This window comes from Streptomyces cupreus (genome assembly GCF_014257025.1).
Lineage (GTDB): Bacteria > Actinomycetota > Actinomycetes > Streptomycetales > Streptomycetaceae > Streptomyces > Streptomyces cupreus.
Genome location: NZ_JACMSF010000014.1, coordinates 74,468 through 93,468, shown reverse-complemented (window position 1 = coordinate 93,468; position 19,001 = coordinate 74,468). Strand labels below are relative to the sequence as shown.

15 protein-coding genes and 1 pseudogene are annotated in these 19,001 nt (G+C 69.9%); 10 read left to right on the top strand and 6 right to left on the bottom strand.

Annotated elements, in window-relative coordinates:
* Positions 1–324 precede the first annotated feature (324 nt).
* The 8 genes from H4N64_RS15500 (at position 325) to H4N64_RS15465 (ending at position 10,734) form a co-directional block, all read left to right on the top strand.
* The gene (locus tag H4N64_RS15500) at positions 325–3,984 is read left to right on the top strand and encodes a nitrate- and nitrite sensing domain-containing protein (RefSeq protein ID WP_186282887.1); all 3,660 of its coding nucleotides are present in this window, start codon (positions 325–327) and stop codon (positions 3,982–3,984) included.
* 9 nt (positions 3,985–3,993) lie between these two features.
* Positions 3,994–4,407 (top strand): roadblock/LC7 domain-containing protein, encoded by a 414-nt coding sequence (locus H4N64_RS15495; protein WP_023546525.1) that lies wholly within the window; start codon positions 3,994–3,996, stop codon positions 4,405–4,407.
* A gap of 111 nt (positions 4,408–4,518) precedes the next feature.
* Positions 4,519–4,917 carry a DUF742 domain-containing protein gene (locus tag H4N64_RS15490; RefSeq protein WP_015657618.1) on the top strand — a complete coding sequence of 133 codons (399 nt, stop codon included), beginning with the start codon at positions 4,519–4,521 and terminating at the stop codon, positions 4,915–4,917.
* Positions 4,898–5,473, top strand: coding sequence for a GTP-binding protein (locus H4N64_RS15485; protein WP_046258886.1), 576 nt, complete (start codon positions 4,898–4,900; stop codon positions 5,471–5,473). The genes H4N64_RS15490 and H4N64_RS15485 overlap by 20 nt, the downstream gene beginning before the upstream one ends.
* Before the next feature lie 378 nt (positions 5,474–5,851).
* Positions 5,852–9,064, top strand: a complete 3,213-nt coding sequence (locus tag H4N64_RS15480; protein WP_186282886.1) for a nitrate- and nitrite sensing domain-containing protein — start codon at positions 5,852–5,854, stop codon at positions 9,062–9,064.
* A 10-nt stretch (positions 9,065–9,074) separates the two neighbouring features.
* Positions 9,075–9,488: a roadblock/LC7 domain-containing protein gene (locus H4N64_RS15475; RefSeq protein ID WP_004983065.1), complete on the top strand. Its 414-nt coding sequence runs from the start codon at positions 9,075–9,077 to the stop codon at positions 9,486–9,488.
* A 96-nt stretch (positions 9,489–9,584) separates the two neighbouring features.
* Positions 9,585–10,172: a DUF742 domain-containing protein gene (locus H4N64_RS15470; protein ID WP_186282885.1), complete on the top strand. Its 588-nt coding sequence runs from the start codon at positions 9,585–9,587 to the stop codon at positions 10,170–10,172.
* Positions 10,153–10,734, top strand: coding sequence for a GTP-binding protein (locus H4N64_RS15465; protein ID WP_031224757.1), 582 nt, complete (start codon positions 10,153–10,155; stop codon positions 10,732–10,734). Before H4N64_RS15470 ends, H4N64_RS15465 begins: the two co-directional genes overlap by 20 nt.
* A gap of 98 nt (positions 10,735–10,832) precedes the next feature.
* On the opposite strand, the gene H4N64_RS15460 is transcribed toward H4N64_RS15465, so the two are convergent.
* Entirely contained in the window at positions 10,833–11,024 is a 192-nt protein-coding gene (locus H4N64_RS15460) for an acyl-CoA carboxylase subunit epsilon (protein ID WP_186282884.1), read from the bottom strand.
* A 46-nt stretch (positions 11,025–11,070) separates the two neighbouring features.
* A complete protein-coding gene (locus H4N64_RS15455) occupies positions 11,071–12,654 on the bottom strand; it encodes an acyl-CoA carboxylase subunit beta (protein ID WP_186282883.1) in 1,584 nt (527 codons plus the stop codon).
* 366 nt (positions 12,655–13,020) lie between these two features.
* Between H4N64_RS15455 and H4N64_RS15450 the strand changes: the two genes are divergently transcribed.
* On the top strand, positions 13,021–13,614 hold the full coding sequence (locus tag H4N64_RS15450) for a YceI family protein (protein ID WP_186282882.1): 594 nt from the start codon (positions 13,021–13,023) through the stop codon (positions 13,612–13,614).
* Between the two features lie 96 nt (positions 13,615–13,710).
* On the opposite strand, the gene H4N64_RS15445 is transcribed toward H4N64_RS15450, so the two are convergent.
* Complete coding sequence (locus H4N64_RS15445; RefSeq protein WP_186282881.1) at positions 13,711–14,265, bottom strand: YdeI/OmpD-associated family protein; 555 nt, start codon at positions 14,263–14,265, stop codon at positions 13,711–13,713.
* Between the two features lie 201 nt (positions 14,266–14,466).
* Here H4N64_RS15445 and H4N64_RS15440 point away from each other — a divergent pair, with 201 nt between their 5' ends.
* On the top strand, positions 14,467–15,246 hold the full coding sequence (locus H4N64_RS15440) for a serine protease (RefSeq protein WP_186282880.1): 780 nt from the start codon (positions 14,467–14,469) through the stop codon (positions 15,244–15,246).
* A 62-nt stretch (positions 15,247–15,308) separates the two neighbouring features.
* Here H4N64_RS15440 and H4N64_RS15435 read toward each other — a convergent pair whose 3' ends face one another.
* The 3 genes and pseudogenes from H4N64_RS15435 to cimA form a co-directional block, all read right to left on the bottom strand.
* The gene (locus H4N64_RS15435; protein WP_186282879.1) at positions 15,309–16,652 is read right to left on the bottom strand and encodes a hypothetical protein; all 1,344 of its coding nucleotides are present in this window, start codon (positions 16,650–16,652) and stop codon (positions 15,309–15,311) included.
* A gap of 82 nt (positions 16,653–16,734) precedes the next feature.
* Positions 16,735–17,209, bottom strand: a pseudogene (locus tag H4N64_RS15430) (glycoside hydrolase family 3 protein); the annotation flags it as partial.
* Positions 17,210–17,294: 85 nt separating this feature from the next.
* Positions 17,295–18,899 carry a citramalate synthase gene (cimA, locus tag H4N64_RS15425; protein ID WP_186282878.1) on the bottom strand — a complete coding sequence of 535 codons (1,605 nt, stop codon included), beginning with the start codon at positions 18,897–18,899 and terminating at the stop codon, positions 17,295–17,297.
* Positions 18,900–19,001 lie beyond the last annotated feature (102 nt).

Genomic DNA, 19,001 nt, shown 5'->3' with positions numbered 1-19,001 from the left:
CCTTGCCGAATCGCTCTCGTAAGTCCGCTTTGTGGCGAATCACTCTCTACGACCGGTGACCCGGCGCTCACAAGATGTCACCTAGGTCACGGCTCGGTCCACGGCCCTTGTTGGAGATCCTGCACTGTGCTGGAATTCCACGGACCGCCGCAGGATCGAGCCGGCGCGCAGGGCGCAACGCAGCGCCGAGCGGCGGCGGAAGGGGGAGCCAGCGCCGGTCACTCACGACCATCAGGGGACGTAATTCAGGGCGTCCCCTACGACGCCGACACCGTGTCCCTCCGTTCGCGCGGAGGGGTGCCTGGTCCAGAGGTTGCGACGCTAGTGCAGGGACGTTTCAAGAGGGATGGCAGTGCTTCGGCGGAGCCGGAGCTGCACGGCGGGACTGGCCCCAATGCCGGCAGTCCCTCGCCCCAGCACGCCCAGAACCCGGGTCCGGCCGGTGACGGCGCGGGGCGCCCCGGCGCGCCCGGCGGACCGGCTTCCGCGGGCCCCGCGGACCCCACGACCCCGGCGGTCAAGCCGCCGAACGGTCCCACCAACCCCGGCCCGCGAATAGCCCTGCGCAACTGGCGTATCTCCACGCGCCTGGTGTCGCTGCTCGCTCTCCCGGTCGTCGCGGCCACCTCGCTGGGCGCCCTGCGTATCAGCGACTCCATGGACGACATGCAGCAGCTCGACAACATGAAGCTGCTCACCGACATGACCAAGCAGGCCACCGAGCTGGCCGCCGCGCTCCAGGAGGAGCGCGACCAGTCCGCCGGTCCGCTGGCGCACGGTGAGAAGGCCACCGGCTACACGGTCAAGGGCTACACCGACAAGACCGACCGGCTGCGCGAGAACTTCATCGAGTCCGCCGAGGAGGTCGACACCTCCAGCGAGGACGGCACCCTCCAGGGCGTCCACGACACCCTCGTCGGCGTGGTCCGCGACCTGCGCACCCTGAGCAGCATCCGCCGGGACGCCTACCAGGCGGAGGACAACTCCACGCAGACGGTCGAGGCGTACCACCGGCTGATCGAGCACCTGCTGGACCTCTCCCAGGACATGGCCGAGGCGACCAGCAACCCGGACATGATCCAGCGCACCCGCGCACTCGCGGCCTTCTCCTCGGCCAAGGAGTACGCCTCCATCCAGCGCGCGGTGCTCGCCGCGGCCCTGCCGGTGAACACCAAGTCCGCCGGCCGTCTCTCGGACAATGACCGGCTCTACGCCCAGTCGGCGCTGGCCAGCCAGACCTCCGAACTCGCCAGTTTCAAGGCCATCTACGGCGGTGAGGGCGCCGCCGAGCTGCTCAAGCCGGTCGAGGAGGGCAACTCCACGATCCAGGCCACCGACACCTACGGCGACCGCGCCATCACCAGTGGTCTGGCCACGGTGGACCGGCGCTCGTACAAGGACTGGGTGGACGACAGCTCGATCAAGATCGAGCAGATGGGCAACATCGAGCGCACGCTGCTCGAGCAGATGGAGCAGAAGGCCCGTGAGCTGCGCAACGAGTCGGAGCGCGACGCGTACATCTCCGGTGCGCTGATCCTGCTGGTGCTCGGTGTGTCGCTGGTCGGCGCCTTCGTGGTGGCCCGGTCCATGATCCGCTCGCTGCGCCGTCTTGAGGAGACCGCCACCAAGGTCGCCTCGGACCGACTGCCCGAGCTGGTCAAGCAGCTGTCCGAGTCCGACCCGCAGGACGTCGACACGTCCGTGGAGTCGGTCGGTGTGCACTCCCGGGACGAGATCGGCCGAGTGGCCGCGGCCTTCGACGACGTGCACCGCGAGGCGGTCCGCCTCGCCGCCGAGCAGGCCCTGCTGCGGGGCAACGTCAACGCGATGTTCACCAACCTCTCGCGCCGTTCCCAGGGTCTTATCCAGCGTCAGCTGTCGCTGATCTCCGAGCTGGAGTCCCGCGAGGCCGACCCGGACCAGCTGTCCTCGCTGTTCAAGCTCGACCACCTCGCGACCCGCATGCGCCGTAACGGCGAGAACCTCCTCGTTCTCGCCGGTGAAGAGCCCGGCCGCCGCTGGACCCGCCCGGTCCCGCTGGTCGACGTGCTCCGCGCCGCCGCCTCCGAGGTGGAGCAGTACGAGCGCATCGAGCTGGCCGCCGTGCCGACCACCGAAGTGGCCGGCCGTGTGGTCAACGACCTCGTGCACCTGCTCGCCGAGCTGCTGGAGAACGCCACCTCGTTCTCCTCCCCGCAGACCAAGGTCAAGGTCACCGGTCACGCGCTGCCCGACGGCCGCGTGCTGATCGAGATCCACGACACCGGTATCGGCCTCTCCCCCGAGGACCTCGCCGCGATCAACGAGCGGCTCGCCTCGCCGCCCACCGTGGACGTGTCGGTCTCCCGCCGCATGGGTCTGTTCGTGGTCGGTCGTCTGTCGCAGCGGCACGGCATCCGCATCCAGCTGCGCCCGTCCGACTCCGGCGGTACGACCGCGCTGGTCATGCTCCCCGTCGACGTCGCCCAGGGCGGCAAGAAGCCCGCTCCGGGCAAGCCCGGCCAGGGCGTCCCCTCCGGCGGTCCCGCCGCCGCGCAGGCCGCCGCCGGTGCGGCCGCCGCCCGCCGCTCGGCCGGTCAGGGCGGTGCCCTCGGCGCCGGTGCGCCGGGCGCCGGTGCTCTCGGTGCCGGTGCGCCGACCGGTGGCCGGCTCGGTGCCGGTCAGGGACCGCGGGCCGCGCTGCCCGGCCGTGACTCGGGCGACCGTCCCGGTGCCCCGCGTGGACCGCAGGCTCCGGCCGGACCCCCGCCGAGCCACCAGGCTCCGCCGGCCCCCGCGAACTTCGGCCAGGCGCCCGGCGCCCCGCAGGGCCTCCAGGCCGCCGGCACCGGTGCCCCGCAGGCCCAGGACGCCTTCGGTGGCGGCCGCCCCGCCTCCGCCTCCCCGCAGCAGGCCCCGGACTCGGGCGCCGAGAAGGGCCGTGGCCGTCGTGGCCGTCGGCCCCAGCTGCCGGGCGGTCGTGGTGGCGCGCGGGCCGAGCTGCCCGGCGCCGGCGCCTCGCAGCCGCGCACCCCGAGCTGGAGCGACGAGAACGCCCAGCCGCCGGTGCCGCGCGCCTCGCTGGACACCCCGCGCGGCCATGACGAGCAGGACCCGGCGCAGACCTCCCGGATGCCGCGGATCGACGACCGGCAGGGCCCGGGTGCGACCGCGGAGATCCCGGTGATCCCGCGCGACGGCCGTCAGGCCCCGGCGGGACCTGCCGACTTCGGCTCCTACGACTCCCCGCAGAACACGGGCCAGTACCCGTACCCGAATGTTCCGCAGGGCCAGAACACCGGCGAGTTCGTCCGCCCGGACGTCTACGGCTCGGGCGTCAATCAGTCCACGGGGCAGTTCCCGGCCCCGCAGGGCTACGACAACGGCTCGACCGGACAGCACCCGATGCCCGGTCGGCAGAACCCGTCCACCACGGGTCAGTTCGAACGGCCCCAGCACGGCGGCCCGGCCGACTTCGGCGCCCCGCGCCCGCCGGCCCCGCCGCGTCCGCAGCAGCGGCCGAACCGTCCCGAGCCCGAGGCGCTGCCGCCAGCAGCCGGTCCGGGCGACGGACGTACGCCGCTGTACGACACGCTGGAGACCAACTGGTTCCACGGCCAGCAGGGACAGCAGGGCCAGGGCCGGCAGCCCAACGGCTCCGCTCCGGCCCAGGCACCGCAGGCTCCGGCTCCACAGCGATCCGCCAACACCGGCTCCTGGCGCAGCTCGCCGAACGACGATCTCGTACGGCAGGCAGAGCGCGTCCGGCAGCCGGCCGCGGGCGGTGTCACCACCTCCGGCCTTCCGCGCCGGGTGCCCAGGGCGAACCTCGTCCCGGGCACGGCTCAGCAGCAACAGCACCAAACCGGTCCGCAGGTCTCGCGTGCGCCTGATGACGTGCGCGGGCGGCTGACCAATCTCCGTCGGGGTATCGCGCAGGGTCGTCAGGCCGGTTCCGGCCAGACCGGCAGCTTCCCGAGCCCCACTCACCAGCAGGAGCGTTAGTTGAGCCCGATGAGCCAGGCGGCACAGAACCTCAACTGGTTGATCACCAACTTCGTGGACAACACCCCAGGGGTGTCCCACACCGTCGTCGTGTCCGCCGACGGTCTCCTGCTGGCGATGTCGGAGGGATTCCCCCGCGACCGGGCCGACCAGCTGGCGGCCGTCGCGTCCGGACTGACCTCGCTGACGGCCGGCGCCTCCCGGATCTTCGAGGGCGGCACCGTGGCGCAGACGGTCGTCGAGATGGAAAGAGGATTCCTCTTCCTGATGTCCGTCTCCGACGGCTCGTCGCTCGCCGTACTCGCACACCCCGAGTGCGACATCGGCCTCGTCGGCTACGAGATGGCGCTGCTGGTCGACCGGGCCGGCGCGGTACTCACGCCCGACCTGCGTGCCGAGCTGCAAGGCAGTCTGCTCCACTGACCGACCTCGGATCCACCCGCCTCACCAAATCACCGTCAGGCCGCCACAGTCCCCCCACCGGCCCCGTCAGACGGCACGACTGACCAACTTGCTGTCCCGCCCGGAGGATTCATGACCCCGCCCAACGCCTCTCATGATCCGTACGCGGAGCCGTACGAGGATGAGGGCGACCAGCCGCTGGTACGTCCTTACGCGATGACCGGCGGCCGGACCCGGCCGCGCTACCAGCTGGCCATCGAGGCCCTGATCAGCACTACGGCCGACCCGGCAGCGCTCATGGGGCTGCTCCCGGAGCACCAGCGCATCTGCCATCTGTGCCGTGAGGTCAAGTCGGTCGCCGAGGTCTCGGCGCTGCTGTCGATGCCTCTCGGTGTGGCCCGGATCCTCGTCGCGGACCTCGCGGAGGCCGGGCTGGTCGCCATCCACCAGCCGGGTGGCGACGAGAACAACGGCGGTGCACCGGACGTGACACTGCTCGAAAGGGTGCTCAGTGGACTTCGCAAGCTCTGACGGAGGTCGGGCGACCACCTCCGCGAAGATCGTGGTGGCGGGTGGCTTCGGCGTCGGCAAGACGACGTTCGTCGGCGCCGTCTCCGAGATCAACCCGCTGCGCACGGAGGCCGTGATGACGTCCGCGAGCGCGGGCATCGACGACCTCACTCACACCGGAGGCAAGACGACCACCACGGTCGCCATGGACTTCGGCCGCATCACGCTCGACCAGGACCTGATCCTGTACCTCTTCGGTACGCCCGGCCAGGACCGCTTCTGGTTCATGTGGGACGACCTCGTGCGCGGCGCCATCGGCGCGATCGTCCTGGTGGACACCCGGCGCCTGGCCGACTGCTTCCCGGCGGTCGACTACTTCGAGAACAGCGGGCTGCCGTTCGTCGTGGCGCTCAACGGCTTCGAGGGGCATCAGCCGTACGCGCCCGAAGAGGTGCGCGAGGCCCTCCAGATCGGCCCCGACACCCCGATCATCACGACCGACGCCCGGCACCGCTCGGACGCCAAGAGTGCGCTGATCACACTGGTCGAGCACGCGCTGATGGCACGGCTGAGGTAGCCGATCAAATCAGTGGTCGCGTACGGCAGTTGTCGTAGTTGTCCCGGAGCCGGCTGTGGCTTTTGACACGGTCGGCTTCGGTGTTCATAACGTTTCGGCAGAGGAATCGGGTGGTACGGCCACGCGTCGCGGTCAACCGGTCTCGCTGCGCGCACGAAGGCCCCGCCTTTTGGCGGGGCTCGCTCTTTATGACCGTTTTATCTGGGGCTTGCACGACCTGGGAACCGCGCTTTCCACTGTTTGGAAGTGCGCAGGTCCACGTGCTGGAATGCCTGAACTGCCCAATAGTCAATGACGTACTCACCAGTCGAGGACGTACTGGGCTCTGAGACACTGCGGCACAACGTAGGTGCCGACCGCCGGAAGGTTGTTGGTCGAGTGAGGCGAAGCAAGAACGGTCCCGAGCCGTCGGCCCGGGGCAACTTCACCCCGCCGCCGCGCGGAGCGGCGCCCGCCCCTGTGCCAGGTCCCGAGCCGACGGCCACGCCCGCTCCGAGCGGCGGCCGTCTCTCCCCGCGCAACTGGCGGGTGCCGACCCGGCTGAACGCGATCCTGCTCATACCCGTGCTGGTCGGCCTCGTCATGGGCGGCTTCCAGGTGAAGAGCTCGATCGACACCTGGCAGGAGGCCGAGGACGCGGAGAACACCGCACGTCTGGTGCGGGCCTCCCTCAACTACGCGGACGCGCTGTACAACGAGCGTGACATCACCGCGGCGCCCCTCCTGCTGAACAAGGACAAGGACGTCGTCACCGCGGCCCGCAAGAAGACGGACGACGCCGCCGACGCCTTCGACGAAGCGACTCGGAGCATGCCGGCGAAGCCCGGCCTCGAGCGCCGTCTGTCGCTGTTCCGCAAGGTCGAGCCCCAACTCGCGACGCTGCGCGAGGAGGCGTACACCACCAAGCGCCCCGGCGTGGAGACCGAAGAGGGCTACGTCGATGTCGCCCACCCGCTGACCGAGTTCGCCAACGAGCTCGGCCTCGGCACCGGCAACATCACCTCCTACGGCCGTACGGTCTACGCGATGGAGCTGACCAAGGCGGCCCTGTCGCTCCAGCGCTCCATCGGTATGCACCTGCTGGTCCAGCCCGGTCCGGGCACCGGCAGCTTCTCCAGCCAGCGGGTCGCCCTCACCTCGTACGCCTACCTGGAGGGCATCGCCGTCCAGGAGTACCTCGGCGGTGGTACCGAGGCGGACGCGCAGAAGCTCGAAGACGCCGAGACGGACATCAGGACCAAGGGCGCGGCCATGGCCAAGGAGGCCAAGGCCAAGAACCCTGACTATGTGTCGCCGCCGGAGAAGACCACCGACATGGTGCGGCTCGTCGCGGGCATGGAGTCCACCGACCCCATCGTGCGACAGGGGCTCGCCCAGAAGGGCGTCACCGCCGAGAACTGGTGGGCGGTCAACACCCTCAAGTACGACGCCTACCGGCAGATCGAGTCGGACATGGCCGACACCGCGGTGAACGAGGCCGCGACGATCGCCGACGACGCCAAGCGTGACGCCTTCACCGTGGGCGCCTCCGTCGTGGTCGCCCTGCTCGCCGCGTTCATCCTGGCCGGCATGGTGGCCCGCCAGATGTCCCGCTCGATGCGCCAGCTGCGCAACGCCGCCTTCGGCATCGCCGAGCAGCGGCTGCCGATGCTGGTCGACCAGCTCTCGCGCACCGACCCCGGCCGGGTCGACACCCGGGTCGCGCCGATCCCGATCACCACCACCGACGAGATCGGCGAGGTCGCCCGCGCCTTCGACCAGGTCCACCGCGAGGCCGTCCGGCTCGCCGCCGAGCAGGCCCTGCTGCGGGGCAACATCAACGCGATCTTCACCAACCTGTCGCGCCGCAACCAGTCGCTGATCGAGGGCCAGCTGACCCTGATCACCGACCTGGAGAACAACGAGGCCGACCCGGACCAGCTGGAGAACCTCTTCCGCCTGGACCACCTCGCGACCCGTATGCGCCGCAACGGCGAGAACCTCCTGGTCCTCGCCGGCGAGGAGCCCGGCCGCCGCTGGGACCAGCCGGTCCCGCTGGTCGACGTGCTGCGCGCCGCCTCCTCCGAGGTGGAGCAGTACGAGCGCATCGAGCTGTCCGGCGTCCCGGAGGCCGAGATCCACGGCCGTGCCGTGACCGACCTCGTGCACCTGCTCGCCGAGCTGCTGGAGAACGCGACGACGTTCTCCTCCCCGCAGACCAAGGTCCGCGTCACCGCGACCCGTCTCCCGGACGGCCGCGTGATGGTCGAGATCCACGACAAGGGCATCGGCCTGACCGCCGAGGACTTCGCGGACATCAACCACAAGCTGGCCAACCCGCCGACCGTGGACGCCGCGATCTCCCAGCGCATGGGCCTGTTCGTGGTCGGCCGGCTGTCCGACCGGCACGGCATCCGCGTCCAGCTGCGCCCCTCCGGCGAGCAGGCCGGTACGACCTCGCTGGTCATGCTGCCCGACGCGATCACCCACGGTGGTGGCGGCGAGGCGGCCCCGATGCAGGACGAGTTCACGGTCTCGCAGATCATCCCGGAGCAGAACTTCCAGGGTGAGGACTTCAACCGTCAGCCGATGCGCACGGCGGCCGAACTCGGCTTCGACGACAGCCGCTACACCGAGGTCCCGGACGACATCCGCGAGCTGGACCCGGTCGGCCGCTCCCTGATGCGCGAGGAGCGCCGTGCGGCCCTGGAGGCCCAGACGCACGGCCAGTCGCAGGACGGCTCCGAGAGCCCCGCGTACGACGAGTTCACCGGGCAGCAGGGCTACGACAACGCCGGTACGAACGGCCACGGCGGCTACCCCGAGCAGCAGGGGGCGTACGACCCGCAGACGGCTTACGAGGAGCAGCAGCGGCCGTCGTACGAGGAGCAGTACTACGCGCCGAACGGCGGCCTGCCGCAGAACGACGCCTTCTCGTCGAACGGCGGCTACCCCGAGCCCGGTTATCCGGAGCCCGCGCAGGAGGAGCCCGCGGCTGCCCAGCAGTCCGCCCCGGAGTCCTTCCCGGCCTTCGAGGAGCGCCGCTACCAGGACGACTGGCCGCAGCAGAACGACTACCGCAGTGACTACTCGGACCATTACGCTCCGGAAACGGAACCTGTGCGGAGTGCTGACACAAATGAGCGCGACCGCGTAGGCTTCGACCGTCCGGCACCGGCCCCCTCCGCCACCCACGCGCTGACGGACGCCGGGCTCCCCCGCCGCGGATCCACCGCGAGCGGCACGAACGGCGCGCGGCCCGTGAGCCAGGAAGTGCCGGCCCCCGCGGAGGCCCCCGCCGACAACGACTGGCGTTCGGCGAACGACGATCGCTGGCAGCAGGCGGCGCAGCTCCGCAAGCCCAAGGCGGGCGGAGTCACCTCCTCCGGTCTGCCCCGGCGGGTGCCCAAGGCCAACCTGGTCGAGGGAGCCGCCGAAGCCACCCCCCAGGGCGGCCCACAGGTCTCCCGTGCTCCCGAGGACGTCCGGGGCAGGCTGAGCAACCTGCGCCGGGGTGTCCAGCGGGGTCGCAGTGCGGGAAGTGAAACGAACGGCCAGGCCACTAGGAGTCAACACAGTGGTCCTGACAGCACCTACAACCAGGAGCGTTAGTGTGAGCCCGATGAGCCAGGCGGCACAGAACCTGAACTGGTTGATCACCAACTTCGTGGACAACACCCCCGGGGTGTCCCACACGGTGGTGGTCTCCGCCGACGGACTCCTTCTGGCGATGTCCGAAGGCTTTCCGCGCGACCGCGCCGACCAGCTCGCGGCGGTCGCCTCCGGTCTGACCTCGCTGACCGCCGGTGCCTCGCGCATCTTCGAGGGCGGCAGTGTGAACCAGACGGTTGTGGAGATGGAGCGAGGATTCCTCTTCATCATGTCCATCTCCGACGGTTCTTCGCTCGCGGTTCTCGCCCACCCGGAGGCGGACATCGGCCTCATTGGGTACGAGATGGCCCTTCTGGTGGACCGTGCCGGTACGGTCCTGACGCCGGATCTGCGTGCGGAGCTCCAAGGGAGCCTTCTCAACTAACAGACAGACGGTGCGTTTTGGCGTCCCGGGGCCGTAAGGTTTCGGGACGCGGCTTCCACGTGATGGGTGCCAGGCACAGTCGGAGGAGGAGAGAAAGTGGCAACACCCCCAGACGGTTCGTCATCGGGCAACTGGTCGTACGGCCCTGCCCAGGGCCAGCACGACGGTTCCCAGAACCGGTACAACTTCCCCTCCACGCCGAGCCAGCGGCGTCAGCCGTACGGACAGCCGCAGGCGCCCCAGGGCCCCGGGCCGTCGCCGTACGACCAGCCGCAGGCACCGCGCATCCAGCCCGTGCAGCCGCAGCGACGCGCCCCTGAGCCGACGCCCGCCGGGTCGTCGAACAACCCCTTGGTGCGCCCGTACGCCATGACCGGCGGCCGGACGCGCCCGCGCTACCAGCTCGCCATCGAGGCGCTGGTGCACACCACCGCGCAGCCGCACCAGATGCAGGGCCAGTTGCCCGAGCATCAGCGGATCTGCAACCTCTGCCGCGAGATCAAGTCGGTGGCGGAAGTCTCCGCCCTTCTGACGATCCCTCTCGGCGTGGCCAGGATCCTCGTCGCCGACTTGGCGGAGGCGGGCCTGGTCGCCATCCATCAGCCCGGCGGCGACGAGAACGCCGGCGGCCAGCCAGACGTGACACTGCTCGAAAGGGTGCTCAGTGGACTTCGCAAGCTCTAGCGGCGGTCCTTCCCGCTCCACCACCTCGGCGAAGATCGTGGTGGCGGGTGGCTTCGGCGTGGGCAAGACCACGTTCGTCGGGGCCGTTTCGGAGATCAACCCGCTGCGCACAGAGGCCGTCATGACGTCTGCTTCGGCGGGCATCGACGACCTCACCCACACCGGAGACAAGACGACCACCACGGTCGCCATGGACTTCGGCCGTATCACCCTGGACCAGGACCTGATCCTGTACCTGTTCGGTACGCCCGGCCAGGACCGCTTCTGGTTCATGTGGGACGACCTGGTGCGCGGCGCGATCGGCGCGGTGGTCCTGGTGGACACCCGCCGTCTGGCCGACTGCTTCCCGGCGGTCGACTACTTCGAGAACTCCGGTCTCCCCTTCGTGATCGCCCTGAACGGCTTCGACGGCAACCAGCCGTACAACCCGGACGAGGTGCGCGAGGCCCTCCAGATCGGCCCCGACACCCCGATCATCACGACGGACGCCCGCCACCGCGCGGACGCCAAGTCGACGCTGATCACGCTGGTGGAGCACGCACTGATGGCGCGACTCCGGTAGGCGACACCGCCGCGGACACCGAGAAGGGCCCCTCCTGGCGGAGGGGCCCTTCTCTTACGTAGAAACCGGCTGAGTGGAAACCGGCTGAGTGGCGCGGACTATCCGTGCCAGCTGTGCGGTGCCCGGAAGCCGGGTTCGCGCTCCAGGCGGCGCCAGCCGGCCTTCGCTCGGCCTCGGTGGGCCGGAGGCGCCGGCTGGGCGGCCGCGCGGGCCAGCAGGATGGCCGTTATGGCGGCGACTTCCTCGGGCTCGGCATGGCCCTTCTCGACGCGAATGTCAGGGAGGTTCATGGGTGTCAGTCTCCGTGAGAGAGGTTTCCGCAGCGGTACCTGTGGGTTACTGCGGGGGGTTGCCGTGCTTGCGGGAGGGCAGGTCCGCGTGCTTCGACTGGAGCATCGCGAGGGTGCGGATCAGGACCTCGCGGGTCTCCGCCGGGTCGATGACGTCGTCAACCAGACCGCGCTCGGCCGCGTAGTACGGGTGCATCAGCTCGGACTTGTACTCCTTGACCATGCGGGCCCGCATGGCCTCGGGGTCCTCGGCATCCGCGATCTGACGCCGGAAGATGACGTTGGCGGCACCTTCGGCGCCCATCACGGCGATCTCGTTCGTCGGCCACGCGTACGTGACGTCAGCACCGATGGACTGGCTGTCCATGACGATGTACGCACCTCCGTAGGCCTTGCGCAGGATCAGCGAGATCCGCGGCACGGTCGCGTTGCAGTAGGCGTACAGCAGCTTCGCGCCGTGGCGGATGATTCCACCGTGCTCCTGGTCTACACCAGGGAGAAAGCCGGGTACGTCCAAAAGGGTGAGGATCGGGATATTGAAGGCGTCGCACATCTGGACGAAGCGGGCCGCCTTCTCCGAGGCCTCGATGTCCAGGACGCCCGCCAGGGTCTGCGGCTGGTTGGCGACGATGCCGACGACCTGACCGTCGAACCGGGCCAGCGCGCAGATGATGTTGCGCGCCCAGCGCTCGTGGACCTCCAGGTACTCGCCGTCGTCGACGATCTCCTCGATGACCTTGGCCATGTCGTACGGACGGTTGCCGTCGGCCGGGACCAGGTCCAGGAGCACATCACCGCGGCGGTCCGCCGTGTCCGTGGACTCCACGCGCGGCGGGTTCTCGCGGTTGTTCTGCGGCAGCAGCGACAGCAGGTAGCGCACCTCGGCGATGCACGTCTCCTCGTCGTCGTACGCGAAGTGGCAGACGCCGGAGGTCTCGGCGTGCACGTCCGCGCCGCCGAGGCCGTTCTGGGTGATCTCCTCGCCGGTGACCGCCTTGACCACGTCGGGGCCCGTGATGAACATCTGCGAGGTGTCCCGGACCATGAAGACGAAGTCCGTCAGGGCGGGGCTGTAGGCCGCGCCGCCCGCACACGGGCCGAGCATCACCGAGATCTGCGGGATGACACCGGAGGCCTTGGTGTTGCGCTGGAAGATGCCGCCGTAGCCGGCGAGCGCGGAGACGCCCTCCTGGATACGGGCGCCCGCACCGTCGTTCAACGACACCAGCGGCGCGCCCGCCGCGATGGCCTTGTCCATGATCTTGTGGATCTTGGTGGCGTGGGCCTCGCCCAGCGCACCACCGAAGATGCGGAAGTCATGGGCGTAGACGAAGACCGTGCGGCCCTCCACCGTGCCCCAGCCGGTGATGACACCGTCGGTGAACGGCTTCTTGGCCTCCAGACCGAAGCCCTGGGCCCGGTGCCGGCGCAGCTGCTCGACCTCCTGGAAGGAGCCCGGGTCCAGCAGCAGCTCGATCCGCTCCCGGGCGGTCAGCTTGCCCTTGGCGTGCTGCGCCTCGGTCGCCTTCTCGCTGGGACCGGCCAGTGCCTGGGCACGGATCTCGTGCAGCTCGGCGACCCGGCCGCGCGCGTCCGTGGGCTCACCCGTCGTCTCTTCCAAAACGGTCATGTAGTGACCTTACGAAGCCCACCAAGGAAAGCGGGCCGTCGACTCCGTACAGTCTCCGACCCGTTTTCCTGGTACCCCTGAACAGAACCACGACGGCATCCAGGCGTTCCGACTGCTCAGAGGGCGTTCGCCTTGTAGAGGTCACACAAAGTGGCCGACTGAGAGCCACCTCACATTCAAGGCTCGCACATGCCACCGCCGGAGTGACAGGAACACGCAGTCGGCGGTCTGGTGACGACTCCTACCCCGTACGGAAAGTGATCACCCGAACACCCTGGGGATGTTGTTGAAATCCGAACGGAATAGGTCTACCGTCACCCCTGTTAGTTAGTTCAAAGTTCAACATCATCCCCCAAGGAGAACGCCATGAGCATCTTCGGCCGCAAGAACACCGTCGAGGCCCCCGCCGCCGTCAACCCCGACCTCGCCGCGCTGACCGGCGACTACGCCATCGACACCGCCCACTCCACGCTCGGCTTCGTCGCCCGGCACGCCATGGTCACGAACGTCAAGGGCAAATTCCTGGAGTTCACCGGCTCGCTGCACCTGGACGGCTCCGATCCTTCTCGGTCCACCGCTTCCCTGGACGTGAAGATGGAGAGCGTCGACACCGGTTCCGCGGACCGTGACGGGCACCTCAAGAGCGCCGACTTCTTCAAGACGGAGGAGTTCCCGACCATGACGTTCCGTTCCACCAAGGCGGAGGCCCTGGGCGACGACTACCGCATCACCGGCGACCTGGAGATCCTCGGCACCACCAAGCCGATCACCATCGACCTGGAGTTCAACGGCGCCGCGAAGGACCCGTTCGGCAACGAGCGCGTCGGCTTCGAAGGCAAGGCGGAGCTCCTGCGCTCCGACTTCGGTCTGACCTGGAACGCGGCCCTGGAGACAGGCGGCGTCCTGGTCTCCGACAAGATCAAGCTGAACTTCGACATCTCGGCGATCCGCAACGCCTGACGCCCTCACGTCCGCTCTTCCGCCGCAACCCCCGAGCGCGCCCGCCCTCCAACTCCCCCGAAGGGGAGGGCGGGCGCTCGGCTGTCCGGCGGGCCCTCAGGACTCCAACTTCGCGACGACCGCGGCCAGTCGTGCCGCACGGCTCTGAGGCGTACGGGCCTGAATCAGCCCGAGGAGCAGCTGATAGCGGTCTGTCCTGCCCAGCTTCTCGAAGGCCTCCCTCGCCCGCGGATTCCGCTCCAGCGCCGCCGTCAGTTCCTTCGGCACGGTGGCGTTCCTCTGCGACTCGTACGCCGCCTCCCACCGCCCGTCCGCCTTCGCCGCCTCGACCTCGGCGAGCCCGGCGGGCCGCATCCGTGCTTCGGCGGTCAGCTCCGCGATCCGCCGCACGTTGACCATCGACCACAGGCTCCCCGGGCGGCGCGGGGTGATCTTCTGCAGGAAGTACGACTCGCCCAGCGCCTTGCGCTGCCCGGTGATCCAACCGTGGCACAGGGCAACGTCGTTGACCTCGACCCAGTCCACGGACGCGATGCCCGAGCCCTTCTTGGCGACCTTCACCCAGAGCCCGGGATGCGGGGCGGGGTGCGCGGTGAGCCAGGCATCGAGGGCGTCGACGGAAGCGAAGGGGACGGGTTCCGGGGTGGTCATGAGGAGACAGTAGGCCCGCAGTAGGCCAGTTTCTGTCCCATATCGGGGTCCTGCATCCGGGATCCGCGAGCCTGGCCGGATTGGCCCCCTTGCCCACCGCTCACAGGCTTCTCATAATCCGAGCACAGGATTGACGTGTTCGCGACAACAGTCGCGTACGCCCTCGCACGCCTCCACCAACCCCCCACGGAAGGCATCCCGTTGAAGTCTCTCCTCAAGGCGCTCAAGAGATGCGCCGTCGCCACCACGGCCGCGCTCGCCGTCCTCAGCCTTCAGCCCGTGTCCGCCGCGCAGGCGGCCCCCGCCCCCGTCGTCGGCGGAACCCGCGCCGCGCAGGGTGAGTTCCCGTTCATGGTGCGGCTCTCGATGGGCTGCGGCGGCGCGCTGTACACGCAGCAGATCGTGCTCACCGCCGCGCACTGTGTGGGCCGTACCGGCGCCAACACCAGCATCACCGCCACCGCCGGCGTCGTGGACCTCCAGTCCAGCAGCCGGATCCAGGTCCGCTCCACGTACGTCTACCGCGCCCCCGGCTACAACGGCGACGGCAAGGACTGGGCGCTCATCAAGCTCGCCCAGCCGATCAATCTGCCCACGCTGAAGATCGCCACGACCACGCAGTACAACACCGGCACCTTCACCGTGGCCGGCTGGGGCGCGGCCACCGAGGGCGGTGCCCAGCAGCGGTATCTGCTCAAGGCGACGGTGCCGTTCGTGAGTGACGCGACCTGCCGGTCGTACAGCGGCTACAGCGGGCTCATCCCGAGCGAGGAGATCTGCGCCGGGTACACCGCGGGCGGCGTCGACACCTGTCAGGGCGACTCCGGTGGCCCGATGTTCCGCCGGGACGCGGCGAACCAGTGGATCCAGGTCGGCATCGTAAGCTGGGGCATCGGCTGCGCCCGCCCCAACGCCCCCGGTGTCTACACCGAGGTCTCCACCTTCGCCGCCGCCATCGCCTCGGCGGCGGCCGGTCTCTGAGTTCCGCCACACCCATGACGACGGGCCCGGCATCGCGCCGGGCCCGTTGTGCCTCGTACCGCTCAGAACCCTCCGCCGAAGTCACCGCCCCCGCCGAAGTCACCGCCGCCGAAGCCGCCCGTGAAGTCGTCCGAGGCGAAGTCGGCGCCGGAGACGTCGCCGCCCTCGTATCCGCCGCCGAAGTCGCCGTAACCGGCGCCGTAGTCGGCCGCGTAGGCGGGGCTCGCCATCATGCTGCCGAGCATCGTGCCGATGAGCAGGCCCGGGAGAATGCCGCCGCCGAAGTAGCCGCCGGCCCAGGGGCCGTAGGCGGGTCCCGCCTCCCAGTAGGGGCGTCGGGCGCCGGAGTCGGTGGTGACCTCGCGGATCATCGGGTCCTGGCCGTCGGCGAGACGGGCCCGGTCGGCCGCGCAGACCGGGACCTCGCGGGTGGCGGCACCCGGCGGCGTCCAGTCCACGTCGGCCACCGACGGTCCGTGCCGGGGGTCGAAGAAGCAGGGCGGCCGGCGCTCGGGCAGCGGGCGGCCCTCGCGGCGGGCGGCGAGTACGGCCAGCGAGTGGCGGCCGTCGTCCAGGGCCTGGGTGACGGCCTTGACGTCCTCCGGTTTCGTCGCCCCGTCCATCAGGCGCTTGGCCTGTTCGTAGGAGTCCAGGGCGTGTTCGTAGTCCGTGCGCATCGCGTCGTCGGCGCCGCGTTCACCGGGATGGAAGTCCAGGCGCTCCAGTTCCTCGCCGAACGCGGTGATGTCCTCGTCCACCACCACCCGCAGCTTCTCCAGCGCGGCCCGCTGTTCCTGCTCGTGCGCCAGCCGCCGACGCCGTACCAGCGCGTAGGCGCCCGCGCCGCCCGCCGCCAGCACCACGCCGGTGGTGATCAGGCCGGCGACCGGAACGCCGTCGTCCGTCGAGGTACCCCAGGACGACGGTGCCGAACCGCCCACGTTCTGCAGTGCTGCGTCGACGAAGTCGTTCAGCTGGGCCTTGACGTCGTCGGTGTCCTCCACGGCCGTCACCAGGTTGTCGACCGCCTGGTTGCCGAGCACGGAGGAGTCGGCCTGGGCGCCGAAGCGGTCACCGCTGCGCACCGCGTACAGGCCGGTGATCCCGGTCTCGGTACGGAGGTTCAGGAAGAGGTCCTGCTCGGGCTGGTCGGCCGGGAGGACGGCGACGAAGACGGGCTTGTCGGCGTCTCTGATCTTGTCGGCGAGCGCCTCGGCGTCCGACGACGACAGCTGGTCGGAGGCGGCGGGGTCCACATAGACGGGGTCCTCGCGCAGCGCCACGGCGACCGTCGACAGATCCGCGGCGGCGGACGCGCCGGGCACACCGGCGGTCAGCACCGCCAGCGTGGCGGCGACCGGGACGAGGGCCCAGCGTATAAGGCCCCGGAGCAACGGAGTCCTCATACTTCGACGCTACCTGACGAAACGGGCAAACGTACCGGGACCGACGGGGACAATCCCACCGGGCCCGGTACCGGAGTGGCTGAGCGGCCCGGTGGGCAGCCGCCAGCTTCTCCACCGCCGCTCCGTACCGCCCCTGCGTCAGCAGCCGGTCCGCCTCGGCGAAGGGCTTGGCGGACGCCGGCGTGATCGCCATCTGCTGGACGATCAGCCTCGCCTTCGTCACCAGCGCGCGGCCGGCCTCGTCGGCCCCGGCCCGCTCGCCGCCGCGGCGCGATGCCGAGCGCCCTCAGGGTCGTGGCGCCGCCCTCGGGCACCTTGGTCAGCGTGGTCAGGCCCCAGCCGTAGGGGAACTGCGGATCGTACGAGGCGTCATCGACGTTGATCGGCAGCTGTGCCTCGGACTTCGGCCAGGTGACGGGGAGCTGCCCGGTGAAGGGCCGCTTCCCGTACAGCACGTCGGCCACGCCGTCGCCCTCGGTGCCCGGCAGCCAGGAGGAGACCAGGGCGTCGATGGCCCCGAGCCGGTCGCCGATGAGCTGCGGGCGCCCGGAGACGGTCACAGCACCACGCACTTCAACGGCGCCCGTGCGCAGATCTGGAGCTGCACGGGCGCCGCCGACCAGAAGTGGAGGCTGACCTGATCTACTCCGCCGGCGATACTCCCGCGCGCAGCAGGCCGTACGTGTACGCGTCCTCCAGGGCCTGCCACGACGCCGCGATGACGTTGTCCGCCACGCCCACCGTCGACCACTCGCCCGTCCCGTCGGAGGTGGCGATCAGGACGCGGGTGGTGGACTGGGTGCCGTGGACGCCCTCCAGGATGCGGACCTTGTAGTCGACCAGGTCCAGCTTGGCGAGCTGGGGGTAGATCGTCTCCAGGGCGACGCGGAGGGCCCGGTCCAGGGCGTTGACCGGGCCGTTGCCCTCCGCCGTGGCCACGATGCGCTCGCCCTTGGCGAAGAGCTTCACCGTGGCCTCGTTCGCGTGGCTGCCGTCCGGGCGGTCCTCGACGATCGCTCGCCAGGACTCGACGTCGAAGTACTTCAGCGGCCTGCCCTCGACCTCGGCGCGGAGGAGGAGTTCGAAGCTCGCGTCCGCCGCCTCGTAGGTGTAGCCCTTGAGCTCGTGCTCCTTCACCCGATCGACCACCCGGCCGACCAGCTCCCGGTCGCCGCCCAGGTCGATGCCGAGCTCCTTGCCCTTGAGCTCGACCGAGGCGCGGCCCGCCATGTCGGAGACCAGCATCCGCATGGTGTTGCCGACCTGCTCGGGGTCGATGTGCTGGTACAGATCCGGGTCGACCTTGATCGCGGAGGCGTGCAGGCCCGCCTTGTGCGCGAAGGCGGAGACGCCGACGTAGGGCTGGTGCGTGGAGGGGGTGAGGTTGACGACCTCGGCGATGGCGTGGGAGATCCGCGTCATCTCGCGCAGCCGGCCCTCCGGCAGGACCTTCTTGCCGTACTTCAGCTCCAGCGCGGCCACGACCGGGAACAGGTTCGCGTTGCCCACCCGCTCGCCGTAGCCGTTCGCCGTGCACTGCACATGCGTCGCGCCCGCGTCCACCGCGGCGAGGGTGTTGGCGACCGCGCAGCCCGTGTCGTCCTGGGCGTGGATGCCGAGCCGGGCGCCCGTGTCGGCCAGTACCGTCGAGACGACCGCCTGGACCTGCGCCGGGAGCATGCCGCCGTTGGTGTCGCAGAGGATCACTACATCGGCGCCCGCCTCCGAGGCCGTACGGACGACGGATTTCGCGTACTCGGGGTTCGCGCGGTAGCCGTCGAAGAAGTGCTCGCAGTCGACGAAGACCCGGCGGCCCTGATCCTTCAGGAACGACACCGTGTCCCGGACCATCTCCAGGTTCTCGTCCAGGGTTGTGCGCAGCGCGAGTTCCACATGCCGGTCGTGGGACTTGGCGACCAGCGTGATCACCGGGGCGCCGGAATCCAGCAGCGCCCTGACCTGCGGGTCGTCCGCCGCCTTGGCGCCCGCCCGACGGGTGGAGCCGAAGGCGACCAGCTGGGCGTGCTTGAAGTCGATCTCCTGCTGAGCGCGGGCGAAGAACTCGGTGTCACGCGGGTTGGCGCCGGGCCAGCCGCCCTCGATGAAGCCCACGCCGAAGTCGTCCAGGTGCCGTGCGATGGCCAGCTTGTCCGCGACGGTGAGGTTGATGCCCTCACGCTGGGCGCCGTCGCGCAGGGTGGTGTCGAAGACGTGGAACGAGTCGTCGAGTTCGCTGGTTTCCGTCATGGTCTCAAGGCTCCTGATGTATGGATCTCGGTCTGTACCGGAATGACCGGCTCCACCGTCCTCCAATGATCCCTCGCGCTGCGGTCCCGGCTGCAGGTGGGC